Origin of the sequence: Shewanella sp. SR1 (assembly GCF_020447145.1) — a bacterium.
GTDB classification, from domain to species: Bacteria; Pseudomonadota; Gammaproteobacteria; order Enterobacterales; family Shewanellaceae; genus Shewanella; species Shewanella baltica.
The window spans coordinates 243815-265624 of the sequence record NZ_JAJAEF010000004.1 but is presented as its reverse complement, the minus strand read 5'-3'; the positions used below and the strand labels follow the sequence as shown (position 1 = coordinate 265624).

12 protein-coding genes are annotated in these 21810 nt (G+C 47.8%); 10 read left to right on the top strand and 2 right to left on the bottom strand.

Going from position 1 to position 21810, the window contains the following annotated elements; all coding sequences use genetic code 11:
- Position 1: 1 nt before the first annotated feature.
- From glgX to KV201_RS05745, 7 genes are all read left to right on the top strand, one after another.
- Positions 2–2203, top strand: a complete 2202-nt coding sequence (glgX, locus tag KV201_RS05775; protein WP_226058780.1) for a glycogen debranching protein GlgX — start codon at positions 2–4, stop codon at positions 2201–2203.
- An 11-nt stretch (positions 2204–2214) separates the two neighbouring features.
- Positions 2215–4746 carry a glycogen/starch/alpha-glucan phosphorylase gene (locus KV201_RS05770; protein WP_226058779.1) on the top strand — a complete coding sequence of 844 codons (2532 nt, stop codon included), beginning with the start codon at positions 2215–2217 and terminating at the stop codon, positions 4744–4746.
- 183 nt (positions 4747–4929) lie between these two features.
- Positions 4930–6192, top strand: coding sequence for a glucose-1-phosphate adenylyltransferase (glgC, locus tag KV201_RS05765; protein ID WP_006085131.1), 1263 nt, complete (start codon positions 4930–4932; stop codon positions 6190–6192).
- Positions 6193–6378: 186 nt separating this feature from the next.
- A complete protein-coding gene (locus tag KV201_RS05760; protein WP_226058778.1) occupies positions 6379–7998 on the top strand; it encodes a glycogen synthase in 1620 nt (539 codons plus the stop codon).
- A gap of 130 nt (positions 7999–8128) precedes the next feature.
- Positions 8129–11176, top strand: coding sequence for an EAL domain-containing protein (locus KV201_RS05755; RefSeq protein WP_226058777.1), 3048 nt, complete (start codon positions 8129–8131; stop codon positions 11174–11176).
- A 129-nt stretch (positions 11177–11305) separates the two neighbouring features.
- Positions 11306–12709: a DEAD/DEAH box helicase gene (locus tag KV201_RS05750; protein WP_226058776.1), complete on the top strand. Its 1404-nt coding sequence runs from the start codon at positions 11306–11308 to the stop codon at positions 12707–12709.
- A 216-nt stretch (positions 12710–12925) separates the two neighbouring features.
- Positions 12926–14032 carry a GTP-binding protein gene (locus KV201_RS05745; protein WP_226058775.1) on the top strand — a complete coding sequence of 369 codons (1107 nt, stop codon included), beginning with the start codon at positions 12926–12928 and terminating at the stop codon, positions 14030–14032.
- Positions 14033–14175: 143 nt separating this feature from the next.
- Here KV201_RS05745 and KV201_RS05740 read toward each other — a convergent pair whose 3' ends face one another.
- Positions 14176–14937, bottom strand: a complete 762-nt coding sequence (locus KV201_RS05740; protein ID WP_226058774.1) for an ABC transporter substrate-binding protein — start codon at positions 14935–14937, stop codon at positions 14176–14178.
- Positions 14938–15337: 400 nt separating this feature from the next.
- Here KV201_RS05740 and KV201_RS05735 point away from each other — a divergent pair, with 400 nt between their 5' ends.
- Positions 15338–15862 carry a DUF3087 family protein gene (locus KV201_RS05735; RefSeq protein ID WP_226058773.1) on the top strand — a complete coding sequence of 175 codons (525 nt, stop codon included), beginning with the start codon at positions 15338–15340 and terminating at the stop codon, positions 15860–15862.
- 101 nt (positions 15863–15963) lie between these two features.
- Here the strand turns inward: KV201_RS05735 and KV201_RS05730 are convergent, their stop codons facing one another.
- Entirely contained in the window at positions 15964–17505 is a 1542-nt protein-coding gene (locus KV201_RS05730; protein ID WP_220590793.1) for an MFS transporter, read from the bottom strand.
- A 400-nt stretch (positions 17506–17905) separates the two neighbouring features.
- Between KV201_RS05730 and KV201_RS05725 the strand changes: the two genes are divergently transcribed.
- Complete coding sequence (locus tag KV201_RS05725; RefSeq protein ID WP_226058772.1) at positions 17906–19261, top strand: MATE family efflux transporter; 1356 nt, start codon at positions 17906–17908, stop codon at positions 19259–19261.
- Between the two features lie 482 nt (positions 19262–19743).
- Positions 19744–21255: a hypothetical protein gene (locus KV201_RS05720; protein ID WP_006085141.1), complete on the top strand. Its 1512-nt coding sequence runs from the start codon at positions 19744–19746 to the stop codon at positions 21253–21255.
- Positions 21256–21810: the final 555 nt, after the last annotated feature.

The window sequence follows — 21810 nt, the reverse complement described above, 5'->3', positions numbered from 1 at the left end:
TATGCAAAAGCCCACGGCTGATGATATCAAGCTCAACCCTGACGCTAAACATAACCCCTCTCAAAATGAGAAATGGGCCTTGGGCGCCGGTGAGCCTTTTCCGCTCGGTGCTAATGTTGAAGGCGATGGTGTCAACTTTGCGTTATTTTCAGCTCACGCGACAGCGGTCGAGTTATGCCTATTTGATGACAATGGCGAGCAAGAAGTCGCGCGGATTGCGTTAACTGAACAAACCCAGCAAATCTGGCATGTGTTTGTGCAGGGGCTTAAGGCGGGGCAACTCTACGGCTATCGCGTTTATGGCTCCTATGAGCCTCAGCTTGGCCACAGATTTAACCCCAATAAGCTATTGCTCGACCCCTATGCCCGCCAGCTGGTCGGTGAGTATAGCGACCATGAGTCTAACTATGGTTACGAGCTGGATCACAAGGATGAAGACTTATCTTTCAGTAAGTTAGATAACGCTGCCCATGTGCCAAAATGTAAGGTTGTGGACATTCGTCCATTAATCGACATCGCCGCTAAGCAGTCGATTCAGCCTGTCGCGACCAGGTTTCAGCCCAAACCCCTAGAGCGCAGTATTATTTATGAAATGCACGTTAAAGGCTTTACGGCGGCGCATCCTGAGATTGAACCGAATAAACGTGCCACCTTTGCAGGCTTAGCGACTCGGCCGGCTATCGATTATTTGGCCGAACTTGGGGTGACGTGCGTCGAGTTACTTCCAGTACAGGCCTTTTTTACTGAACCATTTTTGCTCGAGAAAAAGCTTACCAATTATTGGGGTTACAACAGTATTGGCTTTTTTGCCCCTGAGCCGAGTTATCTGTCATCCGACGATATTGGTGAGTTTCGCGCTATGGTGGATGCACTCCACGGTGCGGGTATCGAAGTGATCCTCGATGTGGTCTATAACCACAGCGCCGAGGGCAGTCGACTTGGGCCAACCTTTAGTTTTCGTGGCATAGATAATCTCAGTTATTACCGCCTGCATCCGAATGATAAGCGTTTTTACATTAACGATACGGGATGCGGAAACACCTTAAATATCAACCATCCACGTATGTTGCAGCTCGTGCTTGATTCGCTGCGTTACTGGGTAGAAATCATGGGCGTCGATGGATTTCGATTCGACTTAGCGGCCTGCCTAGGTCGCGAGGCCTATGGTTTTGATCCCGGCTCAGGTTTCTTCGATGCGCTGTTGCAAGACCCTGTGTTGTGCCGAGTAAAATTGATTGCTGAGCCTTGGGATATTGGCCCTGGCGGTTATCAATTAGGTAATTTCCCCGTGGCTTTTAGCGAGTGGAATGACAGATACAGAGACACTATGCGCCGCTTCTGGCGCGGCGATCACAGCATGTTGCCCGAATTTGCTCGGCGTTTTCACGGCTCGGGGGATTTCTTCGAGCATGGCGGCCGTCCGCCTGCGACCAGTCTTAATTTTCTAACCAGCCACGACGGTTTTACCCTCAAAGATTTAGTGAGTTATACCCAGCGCCACAATTTGGCGAATGGGGAAGATAATCGCGACGGTCACCAAGAAAACTTCAGTCATCATTATGGGATTGAAGGGGAAACCGAAGATAGCGCAATTCTGGCACTTCGCAGTCGTCAACAACGTAACTTATTGACTACGCTATTTTTATCCCAAGGAGTGCCTATGTTGTTGAGCGGCGATGAAACGGGCCGCACCCAGCAAGGTAACAATAATGCCTATTGCCAAGACAATGAACTGAACTGGTTTGATTGGTCGGAAAAGGGCATGGACACTGAGCTGTTAGCCTTTACTCAGCAGCTTATCGCCCTGCGCAAACGTTTCCCGTTGTTATGCGCTAAACGCTTCATTCATGAACAGTTATTGGCCGAATCTTTAGCCGATACCGGTGCTCGCTTAGATTGGTTTAGTCGTCAAGGTGAGCAAATGACCAAGAGCCTGTGGACTGAATCTATGTGCCGCAGTTTATCTGTAGTGCTTTCGGGTGACCTAGAAGGCCAAGGTAAGCAGCAAGCTCTGCTGTTGATGGTCAACGCCGACGACAATCCTTTGGCATTTACGCCGCCGACCTTTGAGCACTTGAGTCCGTGGCAATGCCTGATCCACACCCAAACTGAGCCGCTGGATGCTCAGATCTCTACGACGCGATACTTGCTGCAAGATCGCAGTCTCATGCTTTTTCATGCTGATTTGATTTTCAAGAAATGAAGGAATTAACTATGACTGACGAAAGCGAACTGAGCCCAAATACCAGCGAAAAACCCGTATCATCCTCGCCAAAAGCGGCGAGTAAGAAGGCGCCAGCTAAGCGTCAGGCCAAGCCTAAAGCCGTTGAACCCTGTGAGCCCTGCGATGCCTTACCCGCTTCCTTTGAGCGCCATTTACGTTATGGACTCAGCCGTGGCGAAGGTGTGAGCTGCGAATTATTTCAAGCGTTGGCCTATAGCGTCAAAGAGCAGATGCTAGACAATTGGCGTCAGACCCGTGTGGATGACAGCCATTTTCAGCGCAAGCAAGTGGCGTATTTATCCCTTGAGTTTTTGATGGGCAGGGCGCTAGGTAATGCACTGCTGAGTTTAGATTTACAGCAAGATAGCCGTGATGCCTTGAGCAACTATGCGGTATCACTGGAAGAGTTAGAAGAAGCCGAACATGATGCCGGTTTAGGTAACGGCGGTTTAGGTCGATTGGCGGCGTGTTTCCTCGATAGCTGCGCCAGTATGGACTTATCCGTGACGGGTTATGGCATACGTTACGAATATGGCATGTTCGCCCAGAAGATAGTCGACGGTTATCAGGTTGAGCGTCCCGACCGTTGGCTGCGCGAAGGCAATCCGTGGGAAGTGCGCGTGCCGACCCACAACGTGACAGTGCCATTTTTTGGTCACACTGAATCCTATGTCGATAAACAGGGCCGCAGACACATTATTTGGGTTGAAACCCAAGATGTGCTCGCCGTCGCCTATGACATGCCAGTTCCCGGTTATCGCAATGGACGGGTGAATACCCTGAGATTGTGGAAGGCCGAAGCGACCGATGATTTTGATTTAGCTGAGTTTAACCAAGGCGACTACACAGAAGCCGTGGCCCGTAAAAACTTGGCCGAGCAGATCACTATGGTGCTCTATCCTAATGATGCGAGCGAGAACGGCAAAGAGCTGCGATTACGTCAGCAATACTTTTTATCCTCCGCCAGTTTGCAAGATTTGCTCAAACGTTGGGTGAGTCGTCATGGTCATGATTTCACCCAGTTTGCCGCTAAAAATGTGATGCAGCTGAACGACACTCACCCCAGTATTGCCGTACCTGAGTTGATGCGGTTATTGATCGACGAATACGGTTTGGAATGGGACAGTGCGTGGGCGATCACCAGCCAAACCATGGCGTACACTAACCATACCCTATTGCCAGAAGCACTAGAGCGCTGGCCCGTGCGCATGATGGCGCAGATGCTGCCACGCATTTTAGAAATCATTTATGAAATCAACGCCCGCTACTTAGATTTAGTCGCCCACCACTGGCCGGGGGACGCTAGCAAACTGGCGAGCATGTCGATTATTCAAGATGGCCCCCATCCCCATGTGCGTATGGCGTATCTGGCGATTGTGGCGAGTTTTTCGGTCAACGGCGTCGCGGGTTTACACACGCAACTGCTTAAATCTGGGTTGTTTAAGGATTTCTATGAGTTGTGGCCGCACAAGTTTAATAACCGCACCAATGGCGTGACCCCAAGGCGTTGGCTTGCCCATTGTAATCCTGCCTTAGCTAAGTTATTGACCGCCCATTTAGGTAAAGAGTGGGTGACAGATTTAAGCCAGTTAACGGCGCTTAATGCCCTCACACAGGACACGGCATTTATCCAAAAATGGCGTGATGTGAAGCAAGCCAACAAGTCTTTGCTGGCTAAGATGATTGCTAAAGAATGTGGCGTCGAGTTCGATCCATCTATGTTGTTTGATGTGCAAGTGAAGCGTATTCACGAATATAAACGCCAGCTGCTCAATATCTTACATGTGGTTCATCTCTATCATCAGATCCAACAAGGCCACACCGAAAACATGGTGCCACGTTGCGTGTTGATCGGCGGTAAAGCGGCGCCCGGTTACTTTATGGCTAAGTTGATCATCAAGCTCGCCAGCAATGTCGCCCATATGGTCAATTCCGATCCTTTAGTCACGCCTTATCTACGTTTTGCTTTCTTACCCAATTACAACGTCAGCGCCATGGAAAAAATCTGCCCGGGAACGGATTTATCCGAGCAAATTTCGACCGCGGGTAAAGAAGCATCGGGCACGGGCAATATGAAGTTCATGATGAACGGCGCACTGACGATTGGCACTATGGATGGCGCCAATATCGAGATGTTAGAGGAAGTAGGCTCAGAGAACTTCTTCCTGTTTGGACTCAATGCGGAGCAGGTCTCAGAGGTACGTAACCACTATCATCCACGCAGCATTATTGACGATTCACCGGCGTTATCTGAGGTGATGAAGTTACTCAAGAGTGGTCATTTCAATCTGCTGGAGCCTGGGATTTTCGATCCTATTATTGCCGCCATCGAAAGTAGCGACGATCAATGGATGACGGCCGCCGACTTTGACAGTTATCGAGTCGTACAAGAAGCCGTGGCGCGGGCCTATAAAGATCCGCAGGTTTGGACGCAAATGAGTATTCGCAATACCGCCGCCAGCGGGCGTTTTTCGAGTGATGTGACGATCGCGGGTTATCGCGATGAAATTTGGAAACTGTAAGGGCAGGGCTCTGGGTTATAAGTCTTGTTATAGCGGATGAGTATAAGTGTTTGAAAGGAAAGAAACAATCAATGGAAGGAATGGGGAATGCAAGTGAGAAATACTCAGGGGAATACGGCAGTTTCTGCCGTATCGAGAAGCCATTTATGGGCAATCAGTTTGCCGATTTCGGAGTAAGAGCCTATGTCTAATGTTCGTTATATCAGTAATTTAACTCGTGAAACCTATGCGTTGATTTTAGCTGGTGGGCGCGGGTCTCGCTTGCATGAACTCACGGATTGGCGTGCTAAACCGGCGCTGTATTTCGGTGGTAAGTTTCGTATTATCGATTTTCCGCTGTCTAACTGCATCAACTCGGGTATTCGCCGCGTGGGTGTGGTCACACAGTACAAGTCGCATTCCTTGATCCGCCATGTAATGCGCGGTTGGGGCCATTTTAAGAAAGAGTTAGGCGAGTCGGTGGAGATTTTACCCGCCTCACAACGCTACTCGGAAAACTGGTATCAAGGCACGGCCGATGCGGTATTCCAAAACATCGACATCATTCGCCACGAGTTACCTAAGTATGTGATGGTGCTGTCGGGCGATCATGTGTATCGCATGGATTATGCGGGGTTATTAGCCGCCCATGCCGAGTCGGGTGCAGACATGACAGTCTCATGCCTTGAAGTGCCGATTGCCGAAGCGGCGGGTTCGTTTGGGGTGATGGAAGTCGACGAAGAGATGCGCATTTTAGGCTTTGAAGAAAAGCCGCTGCAGCCTAAGCATTCTCCGGGTAATCCAGAAATGTGTTTAGCATCTATGGGCAACTATGTGTTTAACACTGAGTTTTTGTTTGACCAGCTCAAGAAAGATGCCCTAAACGAAAGCTCAGATCGGGATTTTGGTAAGGATATTATTCCTGCGATCATCGAAAAACATAATGTGTTCGCCTATCCCTTTAAGAGCGCTTTCCCGAACGAGCAAGCCTATTGGCGCGATGTGGGGACGCTAGACTCTTTCTGGCAAGCGAATATGGAGCTGTTATCGCCCACGCCAGCACTGAATTTGTACGATGCCAAATGGCCAATTTGGACTTTCCAAGAACAATTGCCACCCGCTAAATTTGTGTTTGATGACGATGACAGACGCGGTATGGCGCTGGACTCGATTGTTTCGGGCGGTTGTATTATTTCGGGTGCGACCGTGCGCCGTAGCGTATTGTTTAACGAAGTGCGCGTGTGTTCTTATTCGTTGGTTGAAGATTCAGTCGTGCTACCCGATGTGGTCGTGCTGCGCCATTGCAAAATCAAGAATGCGATACTCGACCGTGGCTGCATTATTCCCGAAGGCATGGTAATAGGCTATAACCATGATCACGACAGAGCTAAAGGCTTTAGGGTGTCGGAAAAAGGCGTCACTTTAGTGACCCGTGACATGCTAGGTTTACCAGTGGGTTATGAATAGCGGTTGCAATTCATCTTTTTAGTCGCCAAGCATAATGAGCACAAACGGCTTAGGAACGGGCTTAAGCACAAGCTTTAACTACGGGCATTAAGTTAAGTGTTTAGATTAAGCCCTTAGATTAAGCGCTTAGGTACAGTCAGCTTATTAATAAGCCGCTGAAATGAAGTAGCGGGAGTATCCAATTAATTGAAACAACGCATTTTAATGGTCGCGGCTGAAAACGGTGCCCTTGCGGGCGCCAAGGTTGGCGGTATGGCGGATGTGATCCGTGATTTACCCGACGCTTTGGCGGGTGTGGATTTGTGCGTCGATGTGATTATGCCAAGCTATGGCTTTTTGACTGCGGTCGCGAATCAACCCCAAGATCTGGGTGAGTTAACTGTGGCCTTTGGCGGTCGATTAGAGCGGGTGCACGTGTTTTCCATGCCCCATCCTCAAGTGCCAGAGGCGATGATTTATCTGCTCGAACATGCATTATGGCAATCCGTTCCTGGGCAAATTTACAGCCAAGGCAGCGCCGAGCGTCCTTTTGCTGACGATGCAACTAAGTTTGCTTTCCTTTGCGCGAGCGTCGCCACGGCATTAGTTACAGGCCGAGTGCCAATGCCCGCTGTGCTGCATTTACATGACTGGCATGCGGGCTGCTTAGCCATGCTAAGGGCGTTTGTGCCTGAGTTCAGTGTCCTCAAAGAAATTGAGTGTGTGTTCTCCATCCACAATCTTGCGCTGCAGGGGATACGTCCGTTAAGCCAAGACTCGTCCTCGTTTGCGGCTTGGTTTCCCGAGTTATTTGCGTCTTTAACGCAGGGGCAAAAACAGCTGATCACCGATCCGCGTTATCCCCACTGCGTTAACCCAATGCGCATGGGGATAGTGCTGAGTGATAAAGTGCATTTAGTCTCACCCAGTTACGCCAAAGAAGTGTTACAGCCCTCCAAACCTGAGGCGGGATTCTTTGGGGGCGAAGGGCTAGAACATGACTTACAGCTCAAGGCTAATGACGGCAAAGTGGTGGGGATTTTAAATGGCTGTGTCTATTCGTCAGTATCGGATTTACCCGCTAAGCCACCTGCGCGTATTCAAGTACCCGAGTTCAAGCAATTGCTGAGTGCGGTTGAAACTGCGTTAGTGCAATGGCAGGGACATCAAGCGCAAGTGAGCGGCGTAGATATGATTGCCTTTGCGCGCACGCAAGCCCATTGGCGTCAAGCGATGGCGGAGCAAGTACCGAGTCTGTTACTCACTTCGGTGGGCCGTTTGACCGACCAAAAAGTCTTACTGCTGCGCCATCAATTACCCTCGGGCTTATCTGTGCTTGAGACCTTACTTAAAGCGTTGAAGCAGATAAAACCGACGGCGCTACTGATTTTACTCGGCAGTGGCGACGCATCGATTGCTAAATCCTTCCAAGTGTTAGGGGCTAAATACGATAACCTATTATTTTTGCAGGGATATAACGAGGCGTTATCCGAGGCGCTGTATCAGCATGGCGATCTCTTCTTAATGCCAAGCTCCTTTGAGCCCTGTGGCATCAGTCAAATGCTCGCGATGCGCGCCGGACAGCCTTGCTTAGTGCATGGTGTGGGCGGATTGAAGGATACCGTTGAGGATGGCGTGACTGGTTTTGCTTTTAACGGCAATAGCTTAGACGAGCAAGCCGAAGCGTTTTTGCAAAGGTTGATGCAAGCCATTGCTTGTTTCGAGGGGAAAACATGGTCAAAGGTGCGTGTGGCGGCCATGGCACAGCGTTTTGACTGGCATTCCATTGCTGAACAATATCGTCAACAACTCTATTGCAAAGTGTGATGCAGCATATACAAAGTGTGATGTGGTAAAAGGAATTAGCGCATGATTTCTAAGTGATTCTGCTACACTAGTGATGGGAATGTTAAAATTGTATCAAGCCCCCTCATTTATTGGAGTCGCTCCCTGAGTCATGGATAAAGGTATTCTCTTTCCGTTAGTGCAAAATGCGGCTTTGCTGCTGGCGTTGGTATTTTTGTACGACGTGATCCCTAAAAAGCATCAGCGGCAGTATTTCTTGCTGTGGCGTATCATTATTGGGATGCTCATCGGTGGTATTGGTATCACCATCATGAGCACGCCTTGGATATACCAACCGGGCGTTTTCTTCGATACTCGCTCGGTTATCCTCTGTATTTCTGGCCTCTTTTTCGGTGGTTTGCCGACCTTTATTGCTGTAGTGATGACGGCGCTATATCGCATCAGTATTGGTGGCGCGGGGATGTGGATTGGTGTCGGCGTGATAGTGTCATCCGGGTTAATCGGGGTGATTTGGCGTCAATATCGTAAATCCTATTTAGCGAACATTTCAGGTGGAGAAATCTTTCTCTTCGCCTATGCAGTCCATATCGTGATGTTGTTGTGGTTCGTATTTTTACCTAATGGCATAGGAATGCCCTTACTCGAACAAGTCACCCTACCTGTGCTCACCATTTTCCCTATTGCGACTTGGCTGCTGAGCCGCCTGTTGTCACGGCGTTTTGAGTTAGAACGTGATGAACAAATTCGTCTACAGGACGATTTTCTATTTCGCAGCCAATTCAACGCGGGCAACATTGGTATTGCGATAACGGGGATTGACCAAAAGTGGATAAAGGTGAATCCACGTTTATGCCAAATGCTCAAATATTCAGAGGCTGAATTGCTGCGGATGACGTGGGCGCAAATCACCCATCCCGATGATTTAGAAACCGATGCGCTGAAATTTGAGCTTATGCTGCAAGGCGATATCGATAATTACGAGATGGATAAGCGTTTTATCGTTAAAGACGGCAGCGTGGTTTACACCCATATGACAGTCGCCTGCAAACGGGGGGGCAATAACGCCGTGTTGCTTGTTATTGCTGGATATTTAGATATTACTGCCCAAGCCTTTGCCGACCAAGAGGTACTTGCTAGTCGTGAGCAACTCGAACTGGTGCTGAGCAGTAGCGATCTTGGGGTATGGGATTGGGATATTCGTAATGATCGTATCGAACGTAACGCCCGCAGCGCCGATATTCTCGGCTGCGATGTGGATATGCTCAACGCCAACAGTCGCCAATGGATGGACGCGATAGTCGCCGAAGACAGACCTAAAGTGCTGCATTCGATTGAGGCCCATATTCGTGGCGAAACGGCGCAACATAAGATGGAGTACCGCTTAAATACCGTAAACCGTAAGGTGCGGTGGATCCTTGATACAGGTAAAGTCGTGAGCAGAGATGCAAACAACAATGCCCTGCGGATGTGCGGAACCTATACCGATATTACCGACGCAAAACTTATCGAAGAATCGTTAAAATTGTCGGCACTGGTTTACGATAACAGCTCTGAAGCCATGAGTGTCCTCGATGAAAAGGGCGTGATTATTACCGTCAACGCCGCCTTTAGTGTGATGACGGGCTATCGTGAATTTGAAGTGCGGGATCAACATATTCGGTTGCTTTATTGTGACCTCAATGGTCGCGATTTTTACACTCAAATGAACAATGAGATCCGTGAAAAGGGCCAATGGCAAGGGGAAATGTGGCAGCGGCGCAAGAACGGCGAGGAATATGTCATCTGGTTAACCATCAATACCATCAATGACAAAGAAGGCCATCCCTATCGGCGGGTGGCGCTGTTTTCTGACATTACCGACAAGAAGCAAAATGAGCATCTGATCTGGAAGCAAGCCAACTACGATACGCTGACAGGCTTGCCCAATCGGCGCATGTTATTGGAGTATTTAAGCAGCGAAGTGAAAAACGCTGACCGCAATCGCAATCACTTTGCCTTATTGTTCTTGGACTTAGATTTCTTTAAAGAAGTGAATGACACCTTAGGCCATGCCATGGGCGATTTACTGCTGATAGAAACCGCGAGCCGCTTAAAATCCTGCGTGCGTGATGCCGATGTCGTGGCGCGCCTTGGCGGCGATGAATTTACTGTAGTGTTAAGTTCGATGGACGATCATAAGGGCATTGAGCGCGTTGCCGAGAATATTCTGCGGCGAATTGCCGAGCCCTATGTGCTGGGTGAAGAAACGGCTTACATCAGCGCCAGTATAGGGATCACTTTGTATCCCGATGATTCGACCAGTATTGAAGGACTGCTTAAGCATGCGGATCAGGCGATGTATGCGGCGAAAGATCAAGGGCGCAATCGTTTCAACTATTTCACCCCATCGATGCAGGAATACGCCAAATACCGCATGCGCTTGATCCAAGATTTACGTCAAGCGGTCGTGAATAAAGAATTTGAACTGCATTATCAACCGATTGTTGCCTTAGCGACGGGGGATGTGACTAAGGCCGAGGCCTTGATCCGCTGGCACCATACTGAGCGTGGCGCTGTGTCACCCGCCGAGTTTATTCCGGTGGCGGAAGACACTGGGCTGATAGTTGAAATCGGTAATTGGGTGTTTGAGCAAGCTGCGCGTCAAAGTGCGGCTTGGCGCCACGAGTTAGGGGTTGAAATCCAAATCAGCGTCAATAAATCCCCAATCCAATTTCGCGATGAGGGCACGCTGCTCAATGATTGGTTGAAGTTGTTGCAAGATCTCAATATCACGGGCGCGGGCGTGTGCGTTGAAATTACCGAGGGCTTGCTATTGGACGCCAGTATGGGCGTGACCGAAAAACTACTGGCCTACCGTGATGCGGGCGTGCAAGTGTCGCTGGACGATTTTGGTACGGGCTGCTCGTCACTCGCCTATCTGAAAAAGTTTGATATCGATTATCTTAAAATTGATCAATCTTTTACCCGCCATATTGATACCGATTCAAACGATCAAATTCTCTGTGAGGCGATAATAGTGATGGCCCACAAGTTGGGGATGAAGGTGATTGCCGAAGGTGTCGAAACTGAGGCGCAGCGCCAAGTGTTGTTGGCAGCAGGGTGTGACTACGGCCAAGGTTACTTGTTCTCAAGACCTGTGCCTGCCGCTGAATTTACCCAAAAATACCTGCAAGCTTCGGCTCTAGTTTCCCGTGTCTAAGAGGATATTAACTGAGACATGATAATTGCCTATAAAAACGCCGCGGATTTTGCTAGACTCCGCGGCCCCGCGTTGGGGCATTGAGTATCACCTCGCATCAAAGTTTTACTACTTAGCTAAAGAGTCCCTATGAAATTTGAAACACTCGGTTTATCTTCTCCTATTTTGAATGCGATAACTGAGTGTGGCTATCAGCAACTCACTCAAGTGCAAGAGAAAGTGATCCCGCTTGCCTTTGAAGGCAAAGACATTATGGCCTGCGCCCAAACGGGTACAGGTAAGACGGCTTCCTTTGCTCTGCCTGTACTTGAAAAATTGGCGGCTGAGTCTTTAACAAGCGACAGCAATGATAAACCGATTTTACGCGCGTTGGTTATGACGCCCACCCGCGAACTCGCGATTCAAGTCTGCGAAAATATCCAGAAATACAGCCAGTTCCTGCCGCTGAAAACCTTAGCCGTTTACGGCGGCGCCAACATGAATCCCCAGCGTAAAGGGGTAGAGCAGGGCGTTGATATTTTGGTGGCAACTCCTGGTCGTTTATTCGATATTATCGGCCAATTCCAGTTAGATCTGTCGAGCGTCACGACCTTAGTGATCGACGAAGCCGACCGCATGTTAGACATGGGCTTTGTGCGCGATATTGAAAAAGTGAAACGCTTAATTGCGCCGCAGCATCAAACCATGTTGTTCTCTGCCACGTATAGCGATGCAGTCAAACAACTCGCCGAGAAAATGCTGAATGAACCTCAGTGGGTGAATGTTGCCGACACGACAACTGCCTCCACAGTAGTGCAGGAAGTGTATCGCGTTGATAAACGTCGCAAAGCCGAGCTGTTGTCAGAACTCGTTGGCCGCAACAATTGGCGCCAAGTACTGGTGTTTGCCAGCACGAAAGAAAGCGCCGAGCATTTATTGCAAGAATTAAAGCTCGATGGCATAGCCGCAGGCGTGTTCCATGGCGATAAAACTCAAGGCGCCCGTAATCGGGTGTTAGAAGAGTTTAAAGCCAGTAAATTACGGGTGCTGGTGGCAACCGATGTGGCTGCACGTGGGTTAGACATTCAAGCCTTGCCTATGGTGATCAACCTTGAATTGCCTTTCCTTGCCGAAGATTATATCCATCGCATTGGCCGTACAGGCCGTGCTGGATTAACCGGTCGCGCGATTTCGTTCGTGTCACCTTCTGACGATGAAATGCTCGCTGAAATTGAAGCCTTGATTGAGCAAAAACTGCCCGTGTCGGTACAACCGGGTTATGAAGAAGGCACGCCTTTACCTGCCCGTTACCGTGATGCGCCCGCGGCACCGATTAAGCCGATTGGAAAGTGGAGCCATAAGGCGCCGCAGGATCGCACTATTGGTCAGTCTCGTCAGGGCAAGTACGCCAAAGGCAAAGCTGGTGGCGATAAATCCTCTAGCCGTGCTAAGCCTGCGTCAGGCTCAGGTAAGCCGTTTAATGCGACTAAACCTAAGTCGAATTTGGTGAGCAATAAGTCAGGTTTTGGCTCTCGCGCAAACAAGTCTAAATAAGTTAAGTCAAAATAATTTAAACCAGAATAAGCTAAGCCTAACAATCAAGGCTAATAAGTGCCAAGCGCCTGTCAGCCTCGCTGTTTAACGGTTGCCTAGTTTGTTAAATAGCCCCGCCATTCTAAAGCGCATCCTCACCGATGCGCTTTTTGTTGAGCTTCAAAGCCAATACTTCTACACTCGAGCGCCAAGCTTTCTATTCGAGCGAGTTTCCTTATGATTATCAAAGCGATTCCCACCAATATCATTACAGGTTTTTTAGGCGTAGGTAAAACCTCCCTGATTAAGCAATTGCTGGCGACTAAACCCGCGGATGAAATTTGGGCTGTGCTGGTCAATGAATTTGGTGAGGTCGGAATTGATGCGGGGTTACTGAACTCCTCCGATAACGGCATACAAATTCGTGAGGTAGCGGGTGGCTGTATTTGCTGCGCCGCGGGCGTGCCGACTCAAGTGGCGATCAATCAGTTGATTGCGAAAGCGAAACCTGACCGCTTATTGATAGAACCGACTGGGCTTGGGCATCCTAATGAAATCATTAAAGTATTGAGTGCGCCCCATTATCAGAATGTGATTTCACTGCGCAGTACTTTATGTTTGGTGGACGCGCGTAAAATCCACGATCCCCGCTATCGCGAACATGCAAACTTCATCCAACAGCTGCAAGTGGCCGATGTGATTATCGCGACTAAGTCAGATTTATATGATGCCGAAAATACCAAGTTACTCTATGAGTTACAGACCTATTTAAGCCATATCGAACGTACTGATATTCCTGTGGTGAGCCACACAAACCAGCAACCTTTACCTAGCGCGCTGCTGGATTATTTAAACCAACCAAGGCGCGTGTCACTCAATATAAATGGGCATGCTAGCGTGGGCTTAAAGCTGGGCAGCCTACCGACGACAGCGCCAAGCCTGTTCCGCACGGGTGGTTCGCGTTTGAGTGAGCTAAGCCTTTTTGCCGAAGGCGCAATCGAAGTCGCTCTCGAATTTGATGCACGTGGCATAGTGCGCAAGCAGAATCAAGGCGAAGGCTGTTTTAGCTGCGGCTGGGTATTTGAGCCAAGGCAAGAGTTTGATTTTGATAAGTTAATGGTATTTATTCAGCGCCATACTCAGTCATCAGACGTCGGGCAAGTGTTGCTGAGATTAAAGGCCGTGATGATCACTTCTGAAGGGATCGCTGGATTTAACTGGATTGATCATGAGTTTACTGTGGTTGAACTCGATGACAGCTTAGATTCCAGACTAGAGATGATTACCGTGGACGAAGTCAATTGGGACGAAATAGAGCAGCAGTTGCTCGCCTGTCTTTGCTAACTGCTAACTGCTAACTGCTAACTGCTAACTGCTAACTGCTAGCTTCTAACGGTTAACTGCTCACTGGCTTTCCTATCGCTCTTGATCACACATGTGAGCATAGGTCAGGCGGGGGCGAATACGCTTGGATCAGTAGCGCTAGCTCAGTAAGGCAAGGTTACGCGATATTTTTGGCCGAGTGTCGTAAAGGTGCCATTTTGGATCATGTCCTCGAAAAAACGGTCAAACCTTTGTCTTAAGGGATCGAATTTCGCCTGCTTCGGAAAAGCCATATAACCGTCTTGGACATCGATTATCGGTGTGATTGGGGCAATCGCCTTAGGGATTTTGATTTGGGCGAGCACGGCATCGGTATTGCGGCTGTTTGTGGCGAGTAAATCTAAATCCCCTCGTGAGAGGCGTTCTATTCCGCTTTTAATATCGACAAATTCATTGATATTAAAAGATTTAGTTTGTTCATTAAACGTCGGGCCATAACTCCACCCCTGCATCTTACCAATCCGTTGACCTTTAATGCTGGCATAGTCGCCATTCCAGACAATTTCATGGCCTACACGGGCATAGAACACCATATTATCGCGGTAAAAGGCTTTCGTCGCAAAAGCCAAGTTCGCTTCACGCTCTGGGGTATCGTAGGGACCAATAAGAATATCCGCTTGGCCACGTTCGATCATAGAAATGGCGCGGCGCCAAGGGGTAATTTGATAGTGAATGTTCACACTTTGCTGCTGGGCGAAGCGATTTAAAATATCGACACCTAAGCCGGTATATTCGCCATTGGGCTGTAGTTCGAAAATTTGGCTGAAGCTCGCACCCACCGCGAGCAGGTCTTTGGCCTGCGCAGTCAAGCAAAGGCTGCTGAGCGCCAAAAGGACGACTTGTGCAAAGGCTTTGCTGAGTATCATGGCATTCCTTGTGTGGTATGAATGCGGGAGCTTAAGGCTAGGTATCTCGCAAAAGGTGGCGATACCATGATGAAATTCACTGAGATTAAGGTTAGCAAATTTTACCTTGATTGGGGCGCACGTTAGCATTTTTATGTTTTGAGATAAACGTGAGATTATTTTTCATACACTGAATCGCAAGGGTATTAAGCCGTTGATCTTCAATTGATACATCATCCTATCCCTCAGATCGTTTAATGATACCTAAAGGTGTCAATTTGTATCGCTTGCGGGTGAGGATGAGAAATGTATTTTAGTTATGCGTTTAAATCAGTTAAGGCCGAATAAAGGGGATTGGGGTATGCTCTGCCACTAATTGATTGATACGCCAACGCTAGGCGGCCTATTTGAGCGGGATGTTATGAAGCTGCAGGAAATAGATAAAACCTTGTATCGTAAAAACATGAATTTATTCATCGTAATTTTAGTTGTTAGCTTAGTCGTGCTGTCATTGCTTTTGGGTGCAGGGCTGATTGCGCTGTTTGGGGCAACGCCTGTGCCGGGCGAGCCTACAGGTAATTTCCATTTGAATCTCTTAGGGGTGATTTTCAGTCTGGGTCTGTGTAGTGCCGTGATTTATAACTTGAAGGACAAACCCTTCTTCAGCGAAATTTATTATGTGTGGCAATTAAAGCAGCTCCATAATCGTATTTATCGCAAGTTGATAAAGATTAAAGCCGCTGCGGCGCAAAATGATGTGAATGCTTTGATTATACTGCTGTTTTATTACACAAGTTTAAGGCAAGTGTATGAGCTCGATGACAATATCCTGACCTTGCCTGCGCTGACTCAAGATCTCAATCGTTTGAATGCACAAATCGAGAGCTTAGGTTTATTGCTGTCGCCTGAACAATTTACGCCTGAGCTGCTGACGCGTCCTTTTTGATACTGATAAGGCAAGATGAAGATCGCTCCTCACCTTGCCCTTTATTTAGCCCTTATATTGTCTTTATCGCCCTTACCTCGAATGAGGTTAGCGAGTCCCGCTTAGGCGGCTTGTTGGGCTCTTTGCAGTGTGAGTAACCACTTACCATAGATAAAAATCCCCACCGCTGAGATAGTCCCTATGGCGGCGATGATGTACCACGCCATGCCAATGTTATGGCTGTGGTACAGCAGTTGGGTGAGTTCCTGGGCGCTTTCACCTGTGTAGCTCACCAAGGTAGTAAAGGCTTCACCTTGAGGAATGGCGCTAACCTCAGTGCTGTTCATGCCGCGCTCTAACAATAAATCCCGCGAAAACAATTCTTTCGATGCATAAATTTCATAGAGTTTAGGGCCAAAGTAGCCTTCCAATCCCCAGCCGATCCCTTGGGGTAACATCACAAAGCCCAAGTACATGGCTTTTTTACCTTCGGGCGCTATGTTGCCCATAAACTCATTTTTCTTCGGGCTAATCATCATTTCGCCAATAGAGAACATAGCAATTGCGAGCACGATAAACCAAGCCGCATGGAAGGCTCCGATAAACACAAAGGCCAAAATACTCAGTAAACAACCCATAAACATGGCGGTAGTAATACGGTATTTAGCCGTCAGTGCGGCGACGATAAAGCAGCAGGTCATGATCAGGCCCGCATTAAGGTTGAGCATGCCTTCTGGCATCACTTTAGTGCCTTCGTTATTGAGGCCGAGCCAAAATTGCAGAATGCCGTTACTGGTGCCTTCGCTACCAAATAGGGATGTGACAATTACGCTGGTATCGACCCATTCGGAAATATGGATAGGCAGCACATCGAATAGGGCATTGAACAGGAACCAAAAGCCTGAAAATACCAGCATGTAGTAGATCACAATTGGCTTTTTCAGCTCACGCCATGCATCACGCCACAGGGCTTCTTGTTTGACTTCCCCTGACTTGATTTGTTTATTACGTGCCAGTCGCTCGGCTTTACCTGGCTCTGTATAAGTCAGCAAAAATAAGAAGTTGAGCGAGATAATCGCGGCGCAGGCGAAGAACACATTGTCCCACGATAATTGGCGCATATGTACGGCCACTAGCGGCCCGAGGAAACCGCCAATGTTGACGACTTGGTAAAAAATGCCCCAAGCCATAGAGGTATTATTGCGATTGGTGGACAGCACTAAGGTGCCTTGAATGCCCGGTTTAAATATCCCAGTACCAATGGCGAGGAGTAATGCGCCGGCAAGGAAGCCCCAAAAACTGGGGAAGAATGCCATCACCAGATAGCCAAAGATTTTAATGATGGTGGAGCCAAATATGGTTTCTTTATAGCCGACACGGTCAGAGATGCCACCGGTGAATACGGGCACAAAAGTTTGCATGATCGCCCAGAGGGAAATAATAATGCCGTAGTCGCTTAGGCTGATGCCAAGGCCGCCCGCAGACTCAGGCGCTTTAGCGTACAGTCCTGCACTGGCTTTGACGCCGTAATAAGCGATACGTTCGACTAACTCCATCCCGCCGACCAGCCAAAACACATAACCTAAGCTAGTAATGGATGCCCACATACCGAGCTGTTTGACTTCCCGCAGGTCGTTGCCTGCATTTGGACTATTCTGACTCATGTCCTTCCCTTATTATTGTTATTGAATATATTATTAATTAAGCCATTAATTATCAACATCTTAAATTTTTATAGTTAATAATTTTATCTTACTAAAATACGTGAATAGGCTTGCTTGAGCTAATACTTTACCTAATTCGGCCTTAAACACCAAAAAAGTAGCAAAAAATGATGAGTTAGCCCACATCTGTTATTGGGCTGTGTTCGGTTTGTCATTTGGCTGAAATTAGACTGTTCACACTTAAGTCATTGTGATGATTAATCTTTGTGGTTACATCTTCCTGCTTAACTTGCTTTGAGTTCCGGTTTATTTTAGGTACAATCCATTGTCGCATTTTTGTTCACCCGATCATTTTTCTAAATAGATACGACTCTTGCCCCATTTTTTATGAGAAACACTAATGACAGCAATAACATCTAATCATGCTCCTGCGGATATGAGCCTGCTCGAGGAGCCAATAGCGAAGCTTTTTTGGCGCTATACCATACCCACCATCGCCTCTATGTTGGTGACAGGTGTCTATGTGACGATTGATGGTATCTTCGTTGGCCACTATTTAGGTGAAACTGGGTTGGCGGGGATGATGTTAGCCTATCCAGTCGGCGCTATTTTGTATGCGATTGGCGCCATGATCGGCATGGGCAGCGCGGCATTAGTGTCGATCAATCTTGGTCAAGGTAATGTGGCTAAGGCCCGTAAATTGCTCGGTAATGCTTTTAGTTTGTGTTTATTGGCGGGGGCCATTTTTGCCCTCATGGGTGGGATATTCTCGCGGGATATTTTGATCGCCCTCGGGGCGCAGGGGGGCATTCTCGAAAACGCCAACGAATACCTGTTCTGGTATTTTGCCCTGTGTCATTTCCCCATTATTTCAATGACCTTCACCACATTGCTGCGTAATGATGGTCGGCCATCTATGGTAACTTGGGTGCTGATCTTGGGCGGTGTATTAAATACTTTCTTAGATTGGCTGTTTATTGTGGTCTTCCCCTTTGGTTTAGCGGGCGCTGCGATTGCGACTATGATGTCGCAGGCGGTGACTGGGCTTTTGTGTTTGCAGCATTTTTTCAGTCCTCGCACTCAGTTAAGGATCGACCTTGAGCAGATGAAGCTTAAGCTCGACAATTGCTTGAACATAGCCCGCGTGGGTTTACCCAGCTTTTTGATGAACCTTTATTTGTCGATAGTGTTAACCCTACACAACACGGCATTTTTGTGGGTGGGCGGCCCCTTACACGTGGCAGCCTATGGCGTAGTCAGTTACACAGAAGCATTCTTCTATTTGATTTTTGAAGGTATTGCCCTCGGCACGCAACCCATTTATAGCTTTAATGCGGGCGCTGGGCGTTTCGATAGGGTTAAGCAAGCACGTAATATTGCCTTTGGCATGACGCTGCTCACCGCAGCCTTGGGCTTAGCGCTGATTTATTCTCGCCCTGAATGGCTAGTGTATTTGTTTGCCGGCGATAATCAGAACCTAACGCCCGTGGCGATTGAGGGGATGCGCTGGTATTTCTGGGGCTTACCGATGGAAGGCTTAATCTTAGTCGGTGCGAGTTTCTTCCAAGCGATTAATTGCTCGAAACAAGCCTCTATGCTGACCGGCGCGAAACTTATCCTGATCGCTGCGATTATCTACTGCTTCGCTTGGATGTTTGGCGTGATTGGTGTGTGGGTATCGCTCGCAACCTGTAGCACTATTCTGACGATATGGATGTTCTACGCCATGAAGCGAGTCGAGGCGCGGCTGCAATAACTCTGTTTTGCTTGGATCTTGGTTTTGGCTGTTTTTTTGCGTGCGCTGATGATGAGGGAAGAGGGCAAAGGAAGGCGAAAGACGCGGCCAGACAAGCGGTAAGAATAGATATATGCACAGAGGCATAAGTGGTTAGTTTTCCCTGAGTTTCATAATCGATTTTACAATCGATTTCATCATTAATTTCACTATTGTTTTCAGTATCGGGGCGATTCATGGCCCCGATTGCCATTCAACTGCTATCTTTCTGTGCCAAACATGACTTAGGGCTAGCGTGGGAGGATGGCCTCTGATACATTTCGCTGGTTTAATCTGCTATCAAAAATGACGCCTTCAAGCGGGCGGTTTTTTCGAGGTCATAACCCTCAGAATACCGGCTAGATTCGCTTTGAAACTCGGGTCAGTTGATCGTCGATATAACTGGGTATTGAGCCGAATGACTCGCTCGTTGATTTTAGTAACTTATGTTTTATGAGGCCCTTATGCGCACCACTGCAGTCATTTCTATGCTGTTGCTTGGCGTGTTAACCACTGTTAATGCCAGTGCCAAAGAGAATGAGTTAGTGTTTGCCAGCGACTTTGAAGGCAATCGTTTATCTCAACCTTGGTCGTGGATCATGGGTTGTCAATTTGAAGGCGCTGAACCCCACAGTGGTGAAAGTGCGCTGTTATGTGCCGAAGGTAATAGCAGCATTGTCAGCAAGTACCCCATTTCTGAAGCGGGTCTGTTGGAGTTTTGGGTTAAAACCCAAAATACTCAAACCCAGTATCGAATCAATGTATTAACCTCACCAGTATTAAAACTCGATGCCCAGTGGCAGCATGTTGCCTTAATCGATATCACTCCGGGTGCGAACGAGTATTTAGCACACAGAGTCTCTATCGACGATCCGAGCCGCCAGTATATTCGCCTCGACATTGAGTCCATTAATGGCCCCATCAGTCTGGATGATTTGAGCTTAGATAAAATTCGCCTCGATATGGCCCTGCAAAAAAATGAGCAGAAAATTATCGGTGGCATCTTAGATAAGCTTAAAGCTGACAAGAACTACGAAGTGCAGTCTGAGTCGTTCCGCACCTTAGGTAAAAACTACGCCGCCCAGCTTGAGAGCCAAAGACAATACCTTGAATACTCGAATGCCATCTATTCCAGTATCACCTTTGTGTTGGCGACATCTGAGCGCAACAAGATGTCTAACCCTATGGGATATAACACCTTTAGGTCGGTGCTATCCGACACTAAACGTGTGGCATCACCTATCCAGCAGGCACGCTTGGGTTCTATGGTGAAACCCTTTGGCGATTTAGCCACCGCGACCTTAAATGTTGTCAGTGCCGGTGCTTATTCCGCCTTTGCCGAACCCTTTAAATCATTCTTGGCCGCGACCTTCGATCGCTCTAATTATGACAACAGCGACTTGAGTCGTAGCGATAAAAAGTTTGCCGAAGAAAATGGCCTGAAAATTTATCAGCAGGCCGAACGCTTTATGTCTGAAATCGAAAAAGAGCTGCAACAAGTCACGGCACTAGATAATGATTTAGTCAGCATGCAGAAGAACTTAGATACGTTCCGTAAGGATCTCGACAAGCATCTACGCGGCTATTTACAGCATGCCGGCATTGCCCGCACGCCTGAAAACTACAGCCGAGTGATGAGTAAGGACGAGCAAACCCGAGCACTTGTGATTACTGAGGCCAGTGCCAATATCAGCGCCAAAGCAGAAGCTTTATTAGCTTCGAATAGCAATGCTGAACTGGTGCAGTACATGATTAAAACCACTGAGAAGATTGATGAATTTCAAGAATTCAAGGAGCGTTTTAACCAGATCACCTCGGCCATGCTAACCTTCTACGATAAGTTTGAACGTTCGATTGCCACTGAACAAAACCCCTTCACCGACCCAAGCGATCGCGCCGTATGGGAGCAACACGCCCAAAGCGCCCGTAATTACATTCGCCAGTCGAAGGAAGCGTTCACCAAAGCCTTTATGTAGTTTATCCCGCGATAGCTTGATGATGTTTGTGAGTGGATCTATTACTGCGTACTTAGTCTGGCGCGGAAAAAGATAAAACTCGAATAAAGTAACAATGTTCGAATAATACTTTAAAACATCAAACTTTAATGGCAGCGTAAGCTTCTTTACGCTGCCACTTTAAATTGAAATTACCTAAAGCAAGTTAACTGAATTCCGCAGCATTCATTGTCATTTTTTCCCCTGTGACTCGCTGTCTTTTTATTTCATAAGAAGTATCCCAGCAGTAGAAAAACACTGCTGCAGAAATTTCAATTTTAGGGAAGTTTTCAAAAATGTTGAACGTGATGCTATATCGGTGATAACTTACTGTCATATTTGTATAATTTTGCCCTAAAATTTTAAGCTAAAGTATATTTTAGAGGACTCGATAGTCCGAGTTATATACTGTAGGTCTGTAATGGGCCAATCCTATAAGCTGACACAAAAACGCAAGCAAGGACTTATTTTGCTACAGACTGTCTTAATGCTTCTTCTTGCTGGCACTTGTTTTACAAGCATCGACTGACACAATTC

Bases quoted from the DNA above. Each gene is read 5' to 3' on its own strand.
- glgX (WP_226058780.1), top strand. From the start codon at position 2: ATGCAAAAGCCCACGGCTGATGATATCAAGCTCAACCCTGACGCTAAA.
- KV201_RS05770 (WP_226058779.1), top strand. From the start codon at position 2,215: ATGACTGACGAAAGCGAACTGAGCCCAAATACCAGCGAAAAACCCGTA.
- glgC (WP_006085131.1), top strand. From the start codon at position 4,930: ATGTCTAATGTTCGTTATATCAGTAATTTAACTCGTGAAACCTATGCG.
- KV201_RS05755 (WP_226058777.1), top strand. From the start codon at position 8,129: ATGGATAAAGGTATTCTCTTTCCGTTAGTGCAAAATGCGGCTTTGCTG.
- KV201_RS05750 (WP_226058776.1), top strand. From the start codon at position 11,306: ATGAAATTTGAAACACTCGGTTTATCTTCTCCTATTTTGAATGCGATA.
- KV201_RS05745 (WP_226058775.1), top strand. From the start codon at position 12,926: ATGATTATCAAAGCGATTCCCACCAATATCATTACAGGTTTTTTAGGC.
- KV201_RS05740 (WP_226058774.1), bottom strand. From the start codon at position 14,937: ATGATACTCAGCAAAGCCTTTGCACAAGTCGTCCTTTTGGCGCTCAGC.
- KV201_RS05735 (WP_226058773.1), top strand. From the start codon at position 15,338: ATGAAGCTGCAGGAAATAGATAAAACCTTGTATCGTAAAAACATGAAT.
- KV201_RS05730 (WP_220590793.1), bottom strand. From the start codon at position 17,505: ATGAGTCAGAATAGTCCAAATGCAGGCAACGACCTGCGGGAAGTCAAA.
- KV201_RS05725 (WP_226058772.1), top strand. From the start codon at position 17,906: ATGACAGCAATAACATCTAATCATGCTCCTGCGGATATGAGCCTGCTC.
- KV201_RS05720 (WP_006085141.1), top strand. From the start codon at position 19,744: ATGCGCACCACTGCAGTCATTTCTATGCTGTTGCTTGGCGTGTTAACC.